The sequence below is a fragment of the Brevibacillus fluminis genome, assembly GCF_052072235.1.
Taxonomy (GTDB): domain Bacteria; phylum Bacillota; class Bacilli; order Brevibacillales; family Brevibacillaceae; genus Brevibacillus_D; species Brevibacillus_D fluminis_A.
In genome coordinates, this window is sequence record NZ_CM125436.1 from 2,052,854 (window position 1) to 2,072,746 (window position 19,893).

General features: G+C 51.7%; 10 protein-coding genes and 1 pseudogene. 8 read left to right on the top strand and 3 right to left on the bottom strand.

What is annotated here, in order from left to right; genetic code table 11:
* The first annotated feature begins 66 nt into the window (after window positions 1-66).
* The 3 genes and pseudogenes from ACTID9_RS10180 to ACTID9_RS10190 all read left to right on the top strand — a co-directional run bounded on the left by ACTID9_RS10180 (window position 67) and on the right by ACTID9_RS10190 (window position 3,953).
* On the top strand, window positions 67-1,827 hold the full coding sequence (locus ACTID9_RS10180) for an amidohydrolase (RefSeq protein ID WP_441071142.1): 1,761 nt from the start codon (window positions 67-69) through the stop codon (window positions 1,825-1,827).
* 172 nt (window positions 1,828-1,999) lie between these two features.
* Window positions 2,000-2,469, top strand: a pseudogene (gene tnpA, locus ACTID9_RS10185) (IS200/IS605 family transposase).
* Between the two features lie 284 nt (window positions 2,470-2,753).
* Window positions 2,754-3,953 carry a chromate transporter gene (locus ACTID9_RS10190; RefSeq protein ID WP_441072537.1) on the top strand — a complete coding sequence of 400 codons (1,200 nt, stop codon included), beginning with the start codon at window positions 2,754-2,756 and terminating at the stop codon, window positions 3,951-3,953.
* A gap of 111 nt (window positions 3,954-4,064) precedes the next feature.
* On the opposite strand, the gene ACTID9_RS10195 is transcribed toward ACTID9_RS10190, so the two are convergent.
* From ACTID9_RS10195 to ACTID9_RS10205, 3 genes are read right to left on the bottom strand one after another with little or no spacing between them, the layout of a single operon-like run.
* Window positions 4,065-4,601, bottom strand: a complete 537-nt coding sequence (locus ACTID9_RS10195; protein ID WP_441071143.1) for a phage tail protein — start codon at window positions 4,599-4,601, stop codon at window positions 4,065-4,067.
* Window positions 4,602-4,615: 14 nt separating this feature from the next.
* Complete coding sequence (locus ACTID9_RS10200; RefSeq protein WP_441071144.1) at window positions 4,616-5,113, bottom strand: phage tail protein; 498 nt, start codon at window positions 5,111-5,113, stop codon at window positions 4,616-4,618.
* Window positions 5,114-5,151: 38 nt separating this feature from the next.
* Complete coding sequence (locus ACTID9_RS10205; RefSeq protein ID WP_441071145.1) at window positions 5,152-5,658, bottom strand: phage tail protein; 507 nt, start codon at window positions 5,656-5,658, stop codon at window positions 5,152-5,154.
* A gap of 1,477 nt (window positions 5,659-7,135) precedes the next feature.
* Between ACTID9_RS10205 and ACTID9_RS10210 the strand changes: the two genes are divergently transcribed.
* From ACTID9_RS10210 to ACTID9_RS10230, 5 genes are all read left to right on the top strand, one after another.
* On the top strand, window positions 7,136-13,555 hold the full coding sequence (locus ACTID9_RS10210) for a chitobiase/beta-hexosaminidase C-terminal domain-containing protein (protein ID WP_441071146.1): 6,420 nt from the start codon (window positions 7,136-7,138) through the stop codon (window positions 13,553-13,555).
* Between the two features lie 387 nt (window positions 13,556-13,942).
* A complete protein-coding gene (locus ACTID9_RS10215; protein WP_441071147.1) occupies window positions 13,943-14,200 on the top strand; it encodes a heterocycloanthracin/sonorensin family bacteriocin in 258 nt (85 codons plus the stop codon).
* Window positions 14,201-14,388: 188 nt separating this feature from the next.
* Entirely contained in the window at window positions 14,389-16,341 is a 1,953-nt protein-coding gene (locus ACTID9_RS10220; protein ID WP_441071148.1) for a putative thiazole-containing bacteriocin maturation protein, read from the top strand.
* Window positions 16,338-18,281, top strand: a complete 1,944-nt coding sequence (locus ACTID9_RS10225) for a TOMM precursor leader peptide-binding protein (RefSeq protein WP_441071149.1) — start codon at window positions 16,338-16,340, stop codon at window positions 18,279-18,281. The genes ACTID9_RS10220 and ACTID9_RS10225 overlap by 4 nt, the downstream gene beginning before the upstream one ends.
* Window positions 18,282-18,303: 22 nt before the next feature.
* The gene (locus ACTID9_RS10230) at window positions 18,304-19,884 is read left to right on the top strand and encodes a SagB family peptide dehydrogenase (RefSeq protein ID WP_441071150.1); all 1,581 of its coding nucleotides are present in this window, start codon (window positions 18,304-18,306) and stop codon (window positions 19,882-19,884) included.
* Window positions 19,885-19,893 lie beyond the last annotated feature (9 nt).

Genomic DNA, 19,893 nt, shown 5'->3' on the forward strand with positions numbered 1-19,893 from the left:
CATATTTACTGTGTTTTTAGAATCATTACACATTATTTACTTATACGCGAATAGGTGGGGATCGTTTTGTTTAGGAAAAAGTGGACGAGTGTGCTGCTCGCCACGGCGCTGATGAGCCCGGTGGCTGCGTTTGCACAAGGGACAGGACAAGCTTTTGCAAAGGAAGCAGCCAATGCATCCGTGATTGCTCCGGCAGATGCCGTGTTTACGAACGGCGTCGTCTACACGGTAGACCGCAATCGTAATGTCGCACAGGCAGTCGCGATTCGGGGCGACAAAATCGTCTACGTCGGCACAGACGAAGGAGCAAAAGCATTTATCGGTGCGCAAACCAAAGTGACCGATTTACAAGGGAAAATGGTGCTGCCCGGCTTTATCGACAGCCATACGCATGCGAGCAAAACAACCGGATTGATTTATTCGATCGACCTGTTCGACGGTGACTCAATCGATAAATATGTCGAGATCATTCAGGCGTTTGTCAAGGAGCATCCGCAGGAACCGACGTTGCAAGGACGCGGCTGGAGCAATCCGGTGGCGCCGGGAATCGGACCGCGCAAGGAAGTGCTGGACCAAATCGTGCCGACGACGCCAATCGCGCTCACGTCGGATGACGGCCACTCGCTGTGGGTCAATTCGGCAGCCTTGAAACTCGCCGGCATCACCAAAGATACGCCAAACCCGACAGGCGGTGTAATCGAACGCGATCCGAAGACCGGCGAACCGTCCGGAACGCTGCGCGAAAAAGCGATGGATCTGGTTTTGCAAAAAATCGGGGGCTACACGGTGCAGCAGTATGAAACCGGTATTGAGGCGTACCAGCAAAAAGCGGTGGAACGCGGTGTCACAACCGTGCGCGACCCGGATTTGCTGCGTTACCCGAATGTGTTGGAAGCATATGAGGAGCTGGCCAAGGAAAACAAGCTGACCATCCGCTTCCGCAACGCGATCACCGCCAATCCGGACAAAGGCCCGGAGCAAGTGGCCGAGTTCGTGAAAATTCGCGACCGCAACCAAACGCCATTGTTCCAGATCAATGCCGTCAAGATTTTTATGGACGGTGTCGTCGAAGGCGCTACCGCGTATCTGGAAAAACCGTATGAGCACAAGCATACGAACGGGGAACTGATCTGGAAGCCGGACGTGTATCAAAAGACAGCTGCGGCTGCTGACAAGGCAGGCTTCCAGCTGCACATCCACTCCATCGGCGACGCATCCACGCGCATCGCTTTGGATGGAATGGCCTATGCCGAGCAGCAAAACGGCGACCACGATGCGCGCCATTCGCTCGTCCATCTCCAACTGGTGAATCCGCAAGATATCGAGCGCTTCAAAAAGCTCGGTGCAGTCGGCATCGTCCAACCGTTCTGGTTCATGCAAGAGGACGGCTTTTACGATGAGATCGAGGTGCCTTATTTGGGCCGCGAGCGTGCGGAAAAAGAATATCCGATGAAAAGCCTGATCAATCAAGGGGTGCATGTGGCCTCTTCCAGCGACTATGTCGTGACACCGGAATTCAATCCGTTAAACGGCATCCAGCAAGGAATCACCCGGATCGCTGACGGCGAAACCGATCCGAAAAAAATCGCCAATCCGGAAGAGCGCGCCACATTGCCGGACATGATCGCCAGCTTTACGATTGAGGGCGCTTATGCCAACCATGTGGATGACATCACGGGTTCAATCGAGCTGGGCAAAAAAGCCGACATCATCGTGCTGGACAAAAATCTGTTCGCCATCCCGGTCACACAGATCAAAGATGCAAAAGTGCTGCTGACGATGGTCGAAGGAAAAGAAGTGTATCACCGGGCGGTAGAGAAGAAATAGGAGCACGTACAGCCATCGCAGCGAGCGGTGGCTGTTTTTTTGTATAACGAAAACCCCCAGTTCGACTGGGGGTTCCAGAAAGCTTATAGCTATAAGTGGTGATCCTTTGAACTCGATGATACCATGAGAACTGGTCTGCCAACCGCTCACATGAAATCAAGGAGGACAAAGGATGGACAACAGCAGTTTAGCACACACAAAATGGAACTGCAAATACCATATTGTATTTGCTCCAAAATACCGTAGACAAGTAATTTACGGCAAACTAAAACGAGAAATAGGAAAAATCCTTCGGGAACTATGTGAACGAAAAGGAGTAGAAATTGTTGAAGCGGAGGCCTGCGTGGATCATATCCACATGCTGGTAGCATCCCTCCCAAACTAAGTGTGTCGGAATTCATGGGCTATTTAAAGGGGAAAAGCTCACTTATGATTTTTGATAAGTTTGCAAACATGAAGTATCGATACGGAAGCCGACAATTTTGGTGCAGAGGATACTATGTGGACACGGTAGGTCGAAACAAAAAAGTGATTGAAGAATACATTCGAAACCAAATGGTGGAGGACAAGAATTATGAACAATTAACGATGAAAGAGATGATTGACCCGTTTACGGGTGAGTCGGTAAAAAAGGGCAGGTAAAGTAGCCCTTTTAAGGGCCAGCCTGTGGTAGCACGCGGTTGGCAGACTTTCAGTGCGCCTTGGAGGCGCCCGCTTGCAACATGCCCTTATAGGGCTAATGGAAGCCACCGGCTAAGCCGGTGGTTATGACTAGGGTTGGTGCGGTGGACGTGTTGTCAACGAATCGTAAACCGATTGTAAAAATCGTGGACAAACAGCAACAAATCCGCAAGATTCCGCTATACTTGCAAATGGAGGGAACGAATGAAAGGAAATCCACAGAAAGGGAGAAGGAGCTGAACCGGATGCCACATGGAGCGGCAAAAGGATACAAGACCGACTGGCAGGCGATTTGGAATGTACTACTCATCTCTACTAAATTGGGCCTGACTTCATTTGGCGGACCCATTGCCCATCTCGGCTATTTTCACAATGAATACGTCCGCCGCCAAAAATGGATCGATGAGCGAAGCTACGCAGATTTGGTTGCGTTGTGCCAGTTTTTGCCTGGACCTGCCAGCAGCCAGGTCGGGATCGGCATCGGTGTCATGCGAGCGGGAATGCTGGGCGGAATCGCTGCATGGATCGGGTTTACATGGCCGTCCGTCATCGCGCTCGTCCTGTTTGCTTTTGGCATAGGCGGGCTGGATCTCGCCCATGCCGGCTGGATACACGGTTTAAAGCTGGTCGCGGTGGCAATTGTCGCACAAGCGATGATCAGCATGGGCCAAAAGCTCGCGCCGGACCGCAGCAGGGCAACCATCGCGTTAGGGACAGCGGCGATCGCGTTGCTCTGGCCATCGAGTGTCGGACAGGTGATTCTGATCGCGGCTGCGGGTCTCATTGGTACACTGCTGTACAGGAAAGCGGAAAGCGGCGGTTCACCGCAAATCCGCATCCCCATCACACGTATGGCAGCAACGATCTGTCTCGTGTTATTTTTCGCTCTCTTGCTGGGGCTGCCGTTGCTGCGCAATCTGTATCCGTTACCGGGGATAACGCTTTTCGACAGTTTCTATCGGGCAGGCTCGCTCGTTTTCGGTGGCGGGCATGTCGTCCTGCCGCTGTTGGAAAAAGAAGTGGTACCAACCGGCTGGATCAGCAAGGGAGCGTTTCTCGCCGGATATGGAGCAGCGCAAGCAGTGCCCGGACCTTTATTTACGTTCGCCGCGTATCTCGGAGCTGTGCGAGGAGGATGGCTTGGCGCGGCGGTTGCGACGCTCGCCATATTTCTCCCGGCTTTTCTGCTCGTGGTCGGCGTGCTGCCTTTTTGGGCGGCTATTCGTAAGAGCCCCAAGATTCAGGGAGCGCTCGCAGGGGTGAACGCAGCGGTGGTCGGATTGCTGCTGTGCGCATTTTATGATCCGATTTGGACGAGCACGATCGTGGCTCCGGCTGATTTTGCAGCTGCCGTTGTGTTGTTTCTCATGCTTGTGTTTTGGAAAATGCCGCCGTGGGTGGTTGTGGCTGCGGGGATGGTTGCCGGGTGGGTTTTGGCTGGGTGAAAGGAGAATTCGAGCAAGAGGTAAGCAGAAAGAAAATAACCTCGCATGGCTTTCAACGAAGACCGTGTGAGGTTATTTCATTTGTAGCCAGTTTATTTCGTGCAGCTTCTTTTACCCACGAGATGGAAACTCGCCCTGCAAACAAATAATGAAGTTTTGCGCAATGAACGGTTGCATGTTGTTATGCGGCATCGATCCGCCTGATACATTAACAGCAACCGGCGACATCTGCACATTCACCACAGGGTCAAATAAATTGGGCGCAGGTGAAAACGGGTCCGGTTCTGGTCCTTGTGCCCAGTAGTTCCCCCCCGGCGCATTCGCGTCACCAGCCGCATTAATTGCTTGTGGAACATGCGTATGGGCAGGGATTTGGTTAGTGAGCAGTGTGACGGTTGGCGATCCCACCTTACTGCCCATCGCGCGAGGAGTCAAACCTTGTCCGGCGCCCTGGTGCATCGCAGCGGCCCCCATCAAATTTGGCAAAGCAAAGGTGTTTTTGCCGTCTCCGCCATATTGTACGCCAAGAATGGAGAACAGCGCGATATTTTGTTGAATTTGCAAAAGTTGACCGTTGCAAAGCGCCCATCCTTTGGGCGCGAAGTTGCCTGCAAAAATGCGAATTTCGCCGATATAAGCGTCTGCCATTTGTTTACCTCCTTTTAGTTGCGCGATGGAAAGATTCCTTGTACAGCAATCGCGTAGTTCATAACAAGATAGGGCTGCATGTTGCTGTGAGGTTTGCTGCCGCCCGTTATGCCGATTGCGCCTGCATTCATTTGGACCATAGTGGAAGCCGGATCATATGTATTATCTACTGCTGCCCAGGCATTGCCGCCAGGGAGAGGTGTTGAAGCGAGATTGGAGGAAGCGTTCACTTGATGGGTGTGCTGCGGCATCTCATTGATCGTTAACGTATGATTTTCCTCACCCTGAGCTGTCCCGAGAGGAATGTTCGGACTCACATGAATCGGAACACGGCCACGGTAATCTGGAAGGGCAAACGTGGTTATGCCGTCTCCGCCATAAACATTTCCCAGCAGGGAGTAGAGCGCTTGGTTTTGATTGATTTGCAAAATTTGCCCCTCGCAAAACATCCAGCCTCTTGGTGCGTAATTATTGGCGAACAAGCGAATTTCGCCCACAAATGGTTCTGACATCGTAATTGTCCTCCTTTATCGTAAAAAATTGTCAATGCTTAAGGTTGGGGAGGGAAGCTCCCATACAAACTTATGATGTAGGATATGGTGAGCGACGGCATCATGTTGTCATGAGGCTGCCCACTGCCAACGGGCGAGAGCAGAGATGGATTCATACCGACCGGCGTCTGACCGACCCCACTGGAGTAACTGCTGTAGAAATTTTGGGCCCATACGTTATTAGCGGGAGTGTCGCCTACTGCAAGATCCAGATTGGCATTGGCTGTATGCGTATGTGCTGGTAATTGGTCGGTGTTCAATAAAACGGACTCAGAACCTGCTTTTTCACCACGTGGATGGTTTGCACTTGGGTGAACCGGGATTCTACCTTGAAGATCCGGTAAAGCGAACGTGGATTGTCCATCCCCTCCGTATGTAGTACCAATCAGTGCGAATAGGGCCTCATTTTCAGCAATGCTCAATAACTGACCATTGCACAATGCCCAGCCTTGCGGAGCGAAATTGCCCGCAAACATGCGAATTTCACCAAGATACGATTCACTCATGTAAGGTCACCTCTTGCATCATCTATTTAGAAAGGCCCGTCAAACCAACTGGTGTCTGGAATCCATTTCTACTGTTGAACAGTGCGGTTGTCGCGCAACGAAAAGAAATACACAAAAAGTGGTATGACGCTAGAATCTATTGATTATATAATCGAATATGCATATTCATTCGCGTGCATGTCGGCAGTCTGGTCGTATGTAGAGAGCGAAAGAAAGATAGACTTTTTCAATAATAGAACAATAGATTAAGAATATTCGAAAATATGTTTCTTTAAAGCGTAGTATTACAGTAGCATAGATTACGTTTTGTAAAAAGATGCTTTATATGAATAAAAGCGAATAAAATGTAAAATTTGTCACATTTCCAAATTTGCAGTAGGAATTGCAGTGTGATTGTCGAATGAGGAGTTGCATGGAAAACTATGGTTTTTCCAGCAGTTGCAGGCCTTTAAATTTATCAAATACATTACGACTGGTCAGAATTTTGGGGATCGGTACATCGTACAAGTCATCTAGGTTTCACGGAAATAAAGAATACGATGAACCTCCTGGTTGAAAGGAAACAGGAAGAGTCTCAGGTGGAGAGGGGGAGTTGTACCGGTATCGCACGTGTTTGAATCGAGCATGTTTGATCCCACGTGCAAGCTGTGCTTGATTTTGTTAAACAACCATCCATTCAACGAATACCTGATTGGGGGTGGAAGCAATGAACCTTGGGGTAGGTTCTCATGGCGTTTTTTGAACGAGTAGAGAAAACATGGGTGTTTGGGGGGAGCATGGAATGATCCATCTGTTTCGTCGGTTTCGAATCGTCGCAAAATGTGTCCTTATGCTATTATTGATAATTTCTTCCATGAGTAACAATTTGTTTACTTCCCGTGCAGATGCTGCGACGTGGGAAACGATTAGTCCGGGTTTTGGTTCGGCTTCGATTAATGAAATCGGGTTTTACAATGGTACCTGGCTACTGTTTTCACTAGGCCGAGATTACGGCAAATCTACGGATGGACGAAACTATGCGTGGGATTCGTCAAAACCTTTTTTGTGTCCAGTGTACGAAGTCTTTCATTTCGGTGACAAATGGGTGACGGCGTGCGGGGATGGGAGCATTTACACCCTCCAAGATGGAATCAATCCGATCAATACTTCACAATGGATAAAGAGAGCGACTGGCCAAACGAACAAGCTGGTCTCCTTCGCGTCTGATGGTAATCAAATTGTCGTCGTGGGGGAAACAAACGGGACCATATTAAGTTCAGCAGATGGAGAAAACTGGAATGATCGGTCCATAGCCTCTGTTTCAGGATTTAATGCTGTCACATATGGGGAAGGCAAGTTTATCGCGGTGGGCAAGGATGTTTCCAATGCTTTTGTCATTTATTCATCGTCTGACGGAGTAGCCTGGAGCAAAGTTACGACAGCTGCTCCAGCGAAACAACTATATGGTGTTGCTTATGGAGATGGAAAGTTTGTCGCAGTGGGTTTGCAAGGGTATATCTACGTCTCGGATGATGGGATCACATGGGAAGAAAAAGCCGCTCCAACGGGAACTTCGATCAGTCTCGCAACGGTTACATATGCTGATGGTTATTTTTATGTAGGTGGAACCAATGAGACGCTGATCACCTCTCCCGACGGTTCAAACTGGACCACAGAAATTACGGGAGGCTCCACCAAATCAATCACATCGATAAGAGTGGGGGACGGCAAAGTCGTAGCTGCTGGTTCTTCAGGGCTGGTTAAATTAGGAGGAGCGCTAACGAAGCCGACTGTAGCAACGCCGACAGCGAATCCGGCTGGGGGAGAGGTTGCATCGGGGACCACGGTTGCTTTGAGCACAACCACAGTTGGAGCGTCGATCTACTACACAACAAACGGCTCAACACCGACCACCAGTAGTACGCCATACAGCAGTCCAATTCCGATTACCAGCGCAGTGACGCTTAAGGCCATAGCGGTGAAAGCGGGGATGGCGGACAGCGCGGTAATGAGCGAAGATTACACAATCAAGCCACAAGTGGCAACGCCGACAGCGAATCCGGCTGGGGGAGAGGTGGCAGCGGGGACCACGGTAGCCCTGAGCACGACCACAGATGGAGCGTCGATTTACTACACGACAGACGGAGCAACTCCAACGTCAAGCAGCACGCTCTACAGTAGTCCAATCCCGATCACTGGTGCAGTAACGCTTAAGGCGATTGCGGTGAAAAGCGGGATGACGGACAGCGCGGTAATGAGCGAAGATTATACAATCAAGCCGCAAGTAGCAACGCCGACAGCGAACCCGGCGGGGGGAGAGGTTGCAGCGGGGACGACGGTAGCCTTGAGTACGGCCACAGATGGAGCGTCGATTTACTACACAACAGACGGAGCAACCCCGACGTCGAGTAGCACGCTCTACAGTATTCCAATCCCGATTACTGGTGCAGTAACGCTTAAGGCGATTGCGGTGAAAAGCGGGATGACGGACAGCGCGGTAATGAGCGAAGATTATACAATCAAGCCGCAAGTAGCAACGCCGACAGCGAATCCGGCTGGGGGAGAGGTTGCATCGGGGACGACGGTAGCCTTGAGCACGGTCACAGATGGAGCGACGATCTATTACACAACAGATGGAGCAACTCCAACGTCAAGTAGCACGCCCTATAGCAGTCCGATTACGGTAAGCAGTGCAATGACGATTAAAGCAATCGCCGTGAAATCAGGCATGATCGACAGCGACGTGATGAGCGAAAGCTACACCATCGCCGCCACACCGCAAGCGGCGAAGCCAATTGCAACACCAGCCGGAGGAGAGGTTGCATCCGGAACAAAAGTAACGCTCGGCACAAGCACAGCAGGCGCGACGATCCACTACACGGTAGACGGCAGCACGCCAACAGCCAGCAGTCCATCCTACACGGGAGAAATTGAGATCACTGGTCCTGTCACGATTAAAGCAATCGCCGTAAAAGCAGGCATGACCGACAGCGACGTGATGAGCGAAAGCTATACCATCGCCGCCACACCACAAGCGGCGAAGCCAATCGCAACACCAGCCGGGGGAGAGGTTGCAGCGGGGACGACGGTAGCCTTGAGCACGGTCACAGATGGAGCGACGATCTATTACACAACAGATGGAGCAACTCCAACGTCAAGTAGCACGCCCTATAGCAGTCCGATTACGGTAAGCAGTGCAATGACGATTAAAGCAATCGCCGTGAAATCAGGCATGATCGACAGCGACGTGATGAGCGAAAGCTACACCATCGCCGCCACACCGCAAGCGGCGAAGCCAATTGCAACACCAGCCGGAGGAGAGGTTGCATCCGGAACAAAAGTAACGCTCGGCACAAGTACAGCAGGCGCGACGATCCACTACACGGTAGACGGCAGCACGCCAACAGCCAGCAGTCCATCCTACACGGGAGAAATTGAGATCACTGGCCCTGTCACGATTAAAGCAATCGCCGTAAAAGCAGGCATGACCGACAGCGACGTGATGAGCGAAAGCTATACCATCGCCGCCACACCACAAGCGGCGAAGCCAATCGCAACACCAGCCGGGGGAGAGGTTGCAGCGGGGACGACGGTAGCCTTGAGCACGGTCACAGATGGAGCGACGATCTATTACACAACAGATGGAGCAACTCCAACGTCAAGTAGCACGCCCTATAGCAGTCCGATTACGGTAAGCAGTGCAATGACGATTAAAGCAATCGCCGTGAAATCAGGCATGATCGACAGCGACGTGATGAGCGAAAGCTACACCATCGCCGCCACACCGCAAGCGGCGAAGCCAATTGCAACACCAGCCGGAGGAGAGGTTGCATCCGGAACAAAAGTAACGCTCGGCACAAGTACAGCAGGCGCGACGATCCACTACACGGTAGACGGCAGCACGCCAACAGCCAGCAGTCCATCCTACACGGGAGAAATTGAGATCACTGGCCCTGTCACGATTAAAGCAATCGCCGTAAAAGCAGGCATGACCGACAGCGACGTGATGAGCGAAAGCTATACCATCGCCGCCACACCACAAGCGGCGAAGCCAATCGCAACACCAGCCGGGGGAGAGGTTGCATCGGGGACGACGGTAGCCTTGAGCACGGTCACAGATGGAGCGACGATCTATTACACAACAGATGGAGCAACTCCAACGTCAAGTAGCACGCCCTATAGCAGTCCGATTACGGTAAGCAGTGCAATGACGATTAAAGCAATCGCCGTGAAATCAGGCATGATCGACAGCGACGTGATGAGCGAAAGCTACACCATCGCCGCCACACCGCAAGCGGCGAAGCCAATTGCAACACCAGCCGGAGGAGAGGTTGCATCCGGAACAAAAGTAACGCTCGGCACAAGCACAGCAGGCGCGACGATCCACTACACGGTAGACGGCAGCACGCCAACAGCCAGCAGTCCATCCTATACAGGAGAAATTGAGATCACTGGCCCTGTCACAATCAAAGCAATCGCTATAAAAGCAGGCATGACCGACAGCGACGTTATGAGCGAAAGCTACACCATCGCCGCCACACCACAAGCGGCGAAGCCAATCGCAACACCAGCCGGGGGAGAAGTCGCATCAGGAACAAAGGTAACGCTCGGCACAAGTACAGCAGGCGCGACGATCCACTACACGGTAGACGGCAGCACGCCAACAGCCAGCAGTCCATCCTATACAGGAGAAATTGAGATCACTGGCCCTGTCACAATCAAAGCAATCGCTATAAAAGCAGGCATGACCGACAGCGACGTTATGAGCGAAAGCTATACCATCACCGCCATACCACAAGCAGCAAAGCCAACGGCAACACCAGCCGGAGGAGAGGTTGCAGCGGGGACAAAAGTAGCCTTGAGCACGACCACAGCGGGAGCGACGATCTACTACACAACAGACGGAGCAACACCGACGTCAAGCAGCACGCCCTATAGCAGTCCGATTACGGTAAGCAGTGCAATGACGATCAAAGCAATCGCCGTAAAACCAGGCATGACCGACAGCGACGTGATGAGCGAAAGCTACACCATCGCCGCCACACCACAAGCAGCAAAGCCAATCGCAACACCAGCCGGAGGAGAGGTTGCAGCGGGGACAACGGTAGCCTTGAGCACGGCCACAGCAGGCGCGACGATCTACTACACAACAGACGGAGCAACCCCGACGTCAAGCAGCACGCCCTATAGCAGTCCGATTACGGTAAGCAGTGCAATGACGATCAAAGCAATCGCCGTAAAACCAGGCATGACCGACAGCGACGTGATGAGCGAAAGTTACTCGATTCGTGTCCCAACGATAGAGATAACTTCTGTAAAAACACCCGCACCGATAACAGACCTAGAAAACGGTACGGCGAAAACCGTCGCATCGCTCGGTTTACCACATCAAGTGGAAGTAAGTGTGAACAACGGAGCTACCCTCCAAGTAGATGTTGATTGGGCGGTTGCCAGTGCCAATTACGATCCAAACAGGAAGGAGCGCCAAAGCTTCACAGTAACCGGGAATTTGGTGAATCTGCCACATGGAATCACGAATCCGCAAAACTTGGTCGCAACGATTCAGGTTACGGTTAAAGCAGCGATCACAAAAGACAAGGAAATCGTCAGAGTGACCAACCCGGCACCCATCACCGGCCTGCCCAACGGGACATCGAAAAGAGCCGATGCATTGGGATTACCGTCCCAGGTTGAGGTGACATTGGACGATGGCACCTTCCGGACCGTCAACGTCAAATGGGACGTGACCGCTGCCGATTACGATCCGAAAAAGAAAGATGCCCAGCGCTTTTCCGTGACCGGAGAACTGGTGAAGCTGCCGGACGGGGTACAGAACAGCAAAAATCTCACCGTGACCGTCGAGGTAAGTGTGGACGCTGCATCAACAGGTGACATCATTGCGGTTGAGAATCCCAATGACATTACTGGGCTGGCGAATGGAACGCCGAAAAAAGCGGATGCACTCGGGTTACCGGAGCAAGTCAGAGTGACCCTTGAAGATGGAACGAACCTGATGGTTGACGTCAAATGGGATATATCCGGTGCTGACTACGATCCGAAAAACAAGAAAGCCCAGTGGTTTACCGTAAATGGCGCGCTTGTGAAATTGCCAAAAGGTGTGACGAACAGCAAGAATTATACGGCGACCGTTCAGGTACAAGTGAATGCCAAGGACGATGGGGAAGAGAGGCGCGCGATTGTGAAGGTCACGCAGCCTTCTGCGATCACCGACGTAGCGAACGGAACAAGAAAGACAGCAGCTGCATTGGGATTACCGAAACAGATCAAAGCAACACTTGACGATGACAGCAAGATTTCTGTCGACGTCGGGTGGGATGTGGAGGGAGCGGATTACGATCCGGATAGCAGCAAAAAACAGCATTTTACCGTCAAAGGTGTGCTGATCGATCTCCCGCCTGACGTCGAAAACCCGAAAAATCTGGATGCCCGAATCAGTGTCACCGTCAATGCGGCTCCGCGCGAGGACCGTGGTGACGATAACAACGATGGCAGCGATAAAGGCGGAAACAGCGATGATTCAGGGAAGAGCGAAGAGCGGGAAAAAGAATCCACTCGTCAAGCCAAAGTTGGGGTGGGAAGCGAGGGTTCCTTGTCTGACGAACTGGAAATCACACGCAAAACTTCTTCAGGCGGCAAACAAGTTGACGAAGTTGTTTTTGACCAGAAAAAAGTGAAGGAGATTTTGGGGAGAGCAGGAGGGAATGACAACCACGTTGTTCGGATTGTCATCGACGATATTCCTGACGACCCAGCCGACGAAACATCGGTCAAAGTGCCTGGCAGCGCCTTGAAATTGATGAAAGACAACCAGGTTGCGCTGGAGATCCAAGCAGGAGAAGTGGTCATTACGGTTCCGAAGGAAATGGTGGCAGCTTTGCCAGGCGAAGATCTTTACTTCCGGGTGGTCCCTATCGTTAGCCCGAATGACAAGCAAACAGTTGTAAGCCAAACGCTGGATGCGGAAGCGGTGAAGCAGGCTGCGGGTGGACAGGACGTTGAAGTGGTTGGCAAGCCAATGGTCATTGAGACGAACTACCGCAATTTCCGGACAAAGGTGACGTTCCCGCTTGATGATGTACAACTACCGGCAGACCCCGTTGCCAGACAAGCTTTTCTTTCCACGTTGGCCGTTTATGTGCAGCATTCGGATGGGGATAAGGAGCTGAAAACGGGCAAGATTACGTACGATGAGCATGGAACACCAGCAGGGATCGAGATCGAGATCACCAAGTTCAGTACGTTTACCATTTTGTCGCTGAAAGGGAAACAAAACCATGTGCTGCACAACGCATACATGACAGGTTATCCGGATCAGACCTTCCAACCAAATCGCATCTTGACTAGGGCGGAAATGGCCGCGGTGCTTGCAAAACTGTTGCAGGAGCAAAACCAGGAGGCCGTAACCGTTGAATCGTCAGCATTTGCAGATGTATTGCCAAATCATTGGGCTGCCTCTGCTATTCAGCAGGTGAAGAACGTAGGGCTGATGAACGGTGACGAAAACGGATTATTCCATCCAAATGCGAAAGTTACGCGTGGAGAAATGGCAACCATTCTGGCCAAGTGGAAGCAATTAGGTGGAGGCAAGGCCGAAAGCCCGTTTGCGGATACAAAAGGCCACTGGGCGGCAGCGAGCATAGCTGTCGTCGTCGAACAGGGTCTGATGAAAGGGTACGGCGACGGAACGTTCCGTCCAAACCAGGGATTGACCCGAGCGGAAGCAGCGACTTTGTTCAACAGAATGACGGGCAGAGGGCCGCTCGCCGGTATCACCAAGCCGATTTGGTCAGATGTTCCGATACAGCACTGGGCGTACGGTGAAATCGTGGAAGCAACCATCCCGCATGCGGCCATTCAGCAGGTCGATGGGACCGAAACGTTTCAAGCCCAACAGTAACGTTGTCATAAACAAGCTGAACGGACATGGGATGATCGTCCGGAAATGCCATGGAAAAGAACCTTGTAGAATCAGTAAACGTGAATAAGAAAAGGATACAAAAAAAGCAAGATGCTCCCTCTATTTCCAGTGGGCAGCAGCTTGCTTTTTGTTTTTTCTCCCATGCTTAGGATAATTGACAAGGCCCGATAAAAAGGACAATGAAGGAGTAACCATTAGCGGATGATGTTTCATAAAACTAATGTATATTCGCCTGAATATTTGTGTCGTTGCCGGTTTCACCCGGTCGACGAACCTAACTCCGAAGGATACCCGTCGTGTTGTCAGTTGTGATTTTTCATTACAAAACGGTTACAACCCGCTACCTTACTACAGGAGGTGGTCATAATGGATGAATTTAAAAAAGAACTGAAAAAATTGAACGTTGACAAATTCCATGGCGGAAAAGTAACGCCTTGGGACAATGACGTGCAAAAAGATGCCGTTTTGGTGCAAAGAAGATGCGGTCGCTGCAGTTGTTCTTGCAGCTGCTCTTGTAGCTGCTCCTGCAGTTGTTCTTGCAGCTGTTCGTGCAGTTGCTCCTGCAGTTGTTCTTGCAGCTGTTTCTGTAATTGCTTCTTCGTTTGCTTTTTCTGTGTTCGTTAAGGAAAGGCATCGAACGAAATTGGTGATTCATTGGGAAAATGAGGCAGCCTCTGCTCAGGTGAGTCTTGATCTGGCAGGGGCTTCTTCTTCTCTAAAAGATCTGGCATGTGGGACAAATAGCCATACATAGGATGACTGTGAAAGTGATGGTGCAGATTTGTGAATGACCCATGGCAAGGAGGAGTGACATGACAAATTTGACCCCTTCTATGCGTCTGAAAGTAAAAAGGGATACGTTTTTTCTCCCTGATCCAAAGGGCAGCGTGTATTTTCGCAACAACGTTGGCTCATTTCGTATGGAAGGCAGCGGGATCGAGCAGTGGATTGAAACATTGTTACCGGTATTAAATGGGGAGCATACGTTGGGCGATCTCACGGAAGGGTTGCCGGACGAATACCGTGACCGGGTGTATGAGATCGCAGAGAACTTGTTCCAAAACGGATTTGTTCAGGATGTAAGCGAAGACCGTCCCCATCAATTGACGGACAAGGTTCGTAAACAGTATGCGTCCCAAATTGAATTTTTGAATCATTTTGCCGATTCTGGTGCGTATCGTTTTCAGTGTTATCGGCAGGCGAACGTGTTGGCGGTAGGCTCCGGTCCATTCTTCGTCTCGCTGGTTGCGGCGCTGCTGGATTCCGGCTTGCCTAAGTTCCACTTGCTGATCACGGAGTCGGTGCCGACCAATCGGGAGCGGCTGAAGGAACTGGCCGTACATGCACAAGAAATGGATGCCGACGTTGCGATTGAGGAGCTTGGCCTGCAGATCAAGGGAAAGCGTTCTTGGCGGGAGGCCGTACAGGCGTTTGATTTTATTTTGTACGTGTCACAGGAGGGCGATGTCGAGGAGCTGCGGGTTCTTCATAGGGTTTGCAGGGAGAAGGGGAAGGTGCTGCTGCCAGCCATGTGTCTGCAGCAAGCAGGTTTAGCGGGCCCGCTGGTACACCCTGACGCTGCGGGATGTTGGGAGTCGGCGTTGCGCCGTATTCATCAACCCGCACTGAGCAAAGACCCGCTGTTGAACACTTTCTCTTCCACTGCCGGAGCGATGCTGGCCAATATCATCGTGTTTGAATTGTTCAAAACGGTTACGGCTGTGACCGAATCGGAAATGAAGAATCATGTATTCCTGCTGGATCTGGAGACACTGGAAGGAAGCTGGAATTCGATCTTGCCCCATCCGTTGGTGACAGCACAAACGGAGGTCAAATGGATTGAAAATCTCGAGCTTCTTCTCGAACAGGATTCGGTCAAAAACGAGTCAAGCGGGCTGATTTCTTACTTCCGTTCGTTGACATCATCGAAAACGGGGATTTTTCATAGGTGGGAGGAAGGGGACTTACACCAGCTTCCATTGGCACAATGCCGCATTCAGGCAGCTGATCCGCTGTCGGAGGGGCCAGCCAGGCTGTTGCCGGAAATGGTTTGTACGGGCATGACACATGAGGAGGCGAGAAGGGAAGCGGGATTGGCTGGACTTGAAGCGTATTTGTCGCGCATGGTCGGTACGTTCCGAACGAAGCTGCCCGCTGATAGCGGAATGGTGGAACCAGATGAATGTGTTGGTGTGGGAGTGGGAGAAACCGTTGCCGAGAGTGTGTGCCGTGGGCTACAGCAATGTTTGTCCGAAGAACTGGGTAAGCAGCTGATGGATCAACAGCCACATGTCATTCGGGTACGAAGAAGTGCAGTAGCGGATAAACATTGCCAGTTTTATTTGCAAGCATTGACCACAATGAAAGGAGCGCCGACGATTGGCTTGGGAAGGGAAGTGTTCGGCTTTCCTGTTGTTTGGGTTGGTACTGGCGACCATTGGTATGGCAGTGTTGGCCTGAACGTAACCGTCGCGCTGAGAAAGTCGTTGCAACAGGCATTATGCAGGGAACAAAACAAAGCGGAGCTTACCCTGCCACAAGCGTTAGCGGTTTCATCCGTTCTGCTGGAGGAGCGTGAGCAAGAGAGCCTTGAGGTTCCCGCGGTTGATGAAGAGGTACAAACGGACGCCCTGCAGTCCGCCTTGCAGGTTTTGAAGCGCAATCGTAAACAGATCGTCCTCTTTGATTTTGCGCTGGAACCATTTTTGAAAGAGAACATGGCCGGAGTGGTTGGCGTGTTGGTGCGGAAGGAGGTGTCCAAGTGAGCGCGGTCGTTATGGTTGTCGGAGAAGGGCAGTTGGCGGACTTCGTGTGTCGAGAATTGTCTACTGATTATCAGATTGTTCGGCAGCTCGATTTGAAGGCAGGGCTACCCAAAACGGTCGATTTGGCTCTGGTGCTGGACGATGCTTGGCATCCCCATGTTTATCAAGAGGCGGAAAGGGTGTTTCAACCAGCCGGCATTCCTTGGTTACGCGGTTTCGCTGCATTTGGCGAAGGCGTGATCGGTCCGCTGGTTCGCCCTGGTATTCCGGGGTGTTCCCGGTGTGCGGACTTACGACAACTCATGGCGGGACGCGATCGCAAGGAGATGTGGGAGCTGCAGCAGCGGCTCGGGGAGTCCGGAGGAATGCATCATGACGCATGGGCATCGCACACTGGACTTTTGCAGATGGCTCATCTGCTCGTGGCGGAAGCGCATCGGGTGTTGACAGGCGCTCAGGCCCACTTGGATGGCCGGATGTTTTTCATCCATTTAAAAACGCTGAAGTGCTCCCTTCACTTCATTCTGCCTGAGCCATCCTGTGAGGTGTGCGGCCAATTGGCTGATGATTCATTGATGGCGGCCCGTATTTCGCTGCAGCCGAGTCCGAAGAGCAGCGTCGACAGTTACCGATGTCAATCGATGGATGTCCTGAAGAACGTGTTGAGCAGAGATTATCTGGATTACCGGACAGGCCTTTTGAATGGGAAAATGCGTGATCTCGTGTCACCGTTTGCCGATGTGAGTGTGAATCTGCCGATGTTCACGGGAGACGAGTCGACAGCAGGCCGGACACATTCTTATGCTCAAAGCGAGATGACAGCCATTTTAGAGGGATTGGAACGGTACTGTGGCTTGGTCCCCCGAGGCAAACGGACCGTGGTCCATGACAGTTTTCACCATATTGCGGATCAAGCGCTCGATCCTGTGACGGTTGGGCTGCATACAAAGGAACAATATGAGAGCCCCGGTTATCCGTTCAAAATGTTTGATCCCGAGCAACCGATCGATTGGGTCTGGGGTTATTCCTTTTTACAGGAGCGGCCGATTTTGGTTCCGGAGCTGCTCGCCTATTACGGCATGGGCCATCGTCAAGGACTGGTCTTTGAAACGTCCAATGGATGTGCGTTAGGCGGAAGTCTGGAAGAGGCCATTTTCTACGGGATGTTGGAAGTGGTGGAACGTGATTCGTTCCTCATGACCTGGTATGCAAAACTACCTCTCCCTCGCCTTGACACTGATTCTGCGAATGACCAGGAACTGTGTCTGATGATCGAACGTTTGCAGGCGGTTGCAGGATATGATGTCCATTTGTTTAACGCGACGATGGAGAATGGGATTCCAAGCATTTGGACGCTGGCGAAAAACAGGAAACAAAAAGGATTGAATCTTATTTGTGCGGCCGGCGCTCATCCGGACCCGGTACGGGCGGTGAAAAGCTCGCTGCACGAGGTGGCAGCCATGCTGCTGACGCTTGAAGAGAAATTCGAGGCGAGCCGGGAGGAATATGAGCGTATGTACCATGATCCATCCCTGGTGAAGAAAATGGAGGACCATTCCATGCTCTACGCGTTACCGGAAGCGGAAGAGCGCTTGCAATTTTTACTGAATGAGGATCGTCCATTGCGAACGTTTGAGCAGGAATTCAAACAGAAGGTGCGGCATGCAGACCTGACAGATGATCTGAAGGAGCTTCTTCAGGCGTTTCGCCGGTTGCATCTCGACGTGATCGTGGTGGACCAGACGACACCTGAAATCTTGCGAAACGGGCTGCATTGCGTAAAAGTATTGATTCCGGGGATGCTGCCGATGACGTTTGGACAACGTTTTACCCGCGTGACGGGACTAGAGAGGGTATTGCGTGTGCCGGCGGAACTTGGATTTGCGACGCAACCGCTCACGTATGAACAGCTCAATCCACATCCACATCCGTTTCCATAAGGCGTGAGTAGGGGGAAGAAGGATGAATTTGGATGAATTTCTGTACAATCTGCATTTCGACACTGACAAGGCAAGACCTCTGGATTTTGAGGTGGATTGGGAAGATGCACCGCTTCCATGTAAGCTCTACCGTGGCTTGCCTGTGATTCCCTTGTCTTCAGAAACACCCCTTACGCTAGTTCGAAGTGAGGCACCAGCGAGGCCCACCCTGCGCGAAATCGGCCATTTTCTTTGGTACGTATACGGGCTGACTCAATTCAGCCATCCTGTCCCTGACATGGAGTTCACAGAACAAGCGATTGGTTCGATGCAACTGTACCGGAGGTTTATTCCCTCCGGTGGTGCGTTATATCCAAGTGAAGTCTATGTCTATCTCAAGCTGGAAGATTTTCCTGCAGGCATTTACCATTATGATGCGGCACACCACCGATTGGTGCTGTTGCGGAGCGGAAATTTCGACTCCTATCTTGCGCAGGCATTGGGCGAGCGTTGTGACGTTTTCGCCTGTTTTGGTACGGTTTTTGTTTCAACCATGTTTTGGAAAAATTTCTTTAAATACAATAACTTTTCCTATCGCTTACAAGGACAAGATGCTGGCGTGCTGATCGGACAATTGCTGGAGGTCGCGAAACGGTTTGGCTTTGAATCGGGGGTGTACTTCCAGTTTCTTGATCGGGCAATCAACCATCTGCTCGGGCTGTCCGAACAGGAGGAGAGCGTATATGCGGTCATCCCGCTATCGACTGGGTCCGGGATCACCTGGTTTGGGAAAGGGAAGGGCGGTGAGCGGGTTGTTTCTGCTACCGAATTGTGCCGGGAGCTGCCAGCCATTCAGCATGATCATTACGTCCGGTCAAAAAGGGCCATCGCGTATCCGATGCTGCTAAAAATGAACGAGGCGTCTTTGCAAGACTCGCCGCGGTCGTTTCGCCGGATTGTAGGGGAAAAGAACGGCACCTGTGAAGGCCATTCGGTGATACTGCCAAACGTGCAGCGCATGTCGTATGATCTGGCATCGGTCTGCCGCAAGCGGTTTTCACCGGGAATGAATTTCTTTTTAGGCAAGGTCAGCCAAACGCAACTGGCTGCTTTGTTGCAAGAGATGACTGCCTCCTTCGATTATCGAAATGATTTGGATGAAGAAGAGGAGAATCCCCGATCACGTGTGGCGCTGTACTGCTGTCTGTATAACGTAGAAGGCATGCCGGACGGTGCTTACCGCTATGACAGCGTTCATCATACGCTGCGTCTGGTTCGACCTGGAGATCATCGGCACAGGCTGCAAAAGGGAATGTATATGGACACGGTTAACTTGTTCCAAACACCGCTCTGCTTTCATGTGTCAGGGGCGAAGGATCACCTGATGCCAGCACTCGGGTATAGAGGTTATCGCATCCAACAGATGGAAGCGGGCATGCTCGTGCAACGATTACTGTTAGCCGCGTCAGCCATCGGGATGCAGGGACACGCGCTCCTCGGCTATGATTCGAACACCTCGGATGAACTCTACCAGATGGCTCCGGTTGGAGAAACGTGTCTGATTCAAATTCCTGTTGGTCACCATCATGCCAGTCCCAAGTTGGAGGGGGGCTTGCGTAGCTAGGGTGAGAAG

Coding starts and splice junctions, on each gene's coding strand:
- ACTID9_RS10215 (WP_441071147.1), top strand. CDS start 13,943: ATGGATGAATTTAAAAAAGAACTGAAAAAATTGAACGTTGACAAATTC.
- ACTID9_RS10190 (WP_441072537.1), top strand. CDS start 2,754: ATGCCACATGGAGCGGCAAAAGGATACAAGACCGACTGGCAGGCGATT.
- ACTID9_RS10230 (WP_441071150.1), top strand. CDS start 18,304: ATGAATTTGGATGAATTTCTGTACAATCTGCATTTCGACACTGACAAG.
- ACTID9_RS10195 (WP_441071143.1), bottom strand. CDS start 4,601: ATGGCAGACGCTTATATCGGCGAAATTCGCATTTTTGCAGGCAACTTC.
- ACTID9_RS10220 (WP_441071148.1), top strand. CDS start 14,389: ATGACAAATTTGACCCCTTCTATGCGTCTGAAAGTAAAAAGGGATACG.
- ACTID9_RS10200 (WP_441071144.1), bottom strand. CDS start 5,113: ATGTCAGAACCATTTGTGGGCGAAATTCGCTTGTTCGCCAATAATTAC.
- ACTID9_RS10205 (WP_441071145.1), bottom strand. CDS start 5,658: ATGAGTGAATCGTATCTTGGTGAAATTCGCATGTTTGCGGGCAATTTC.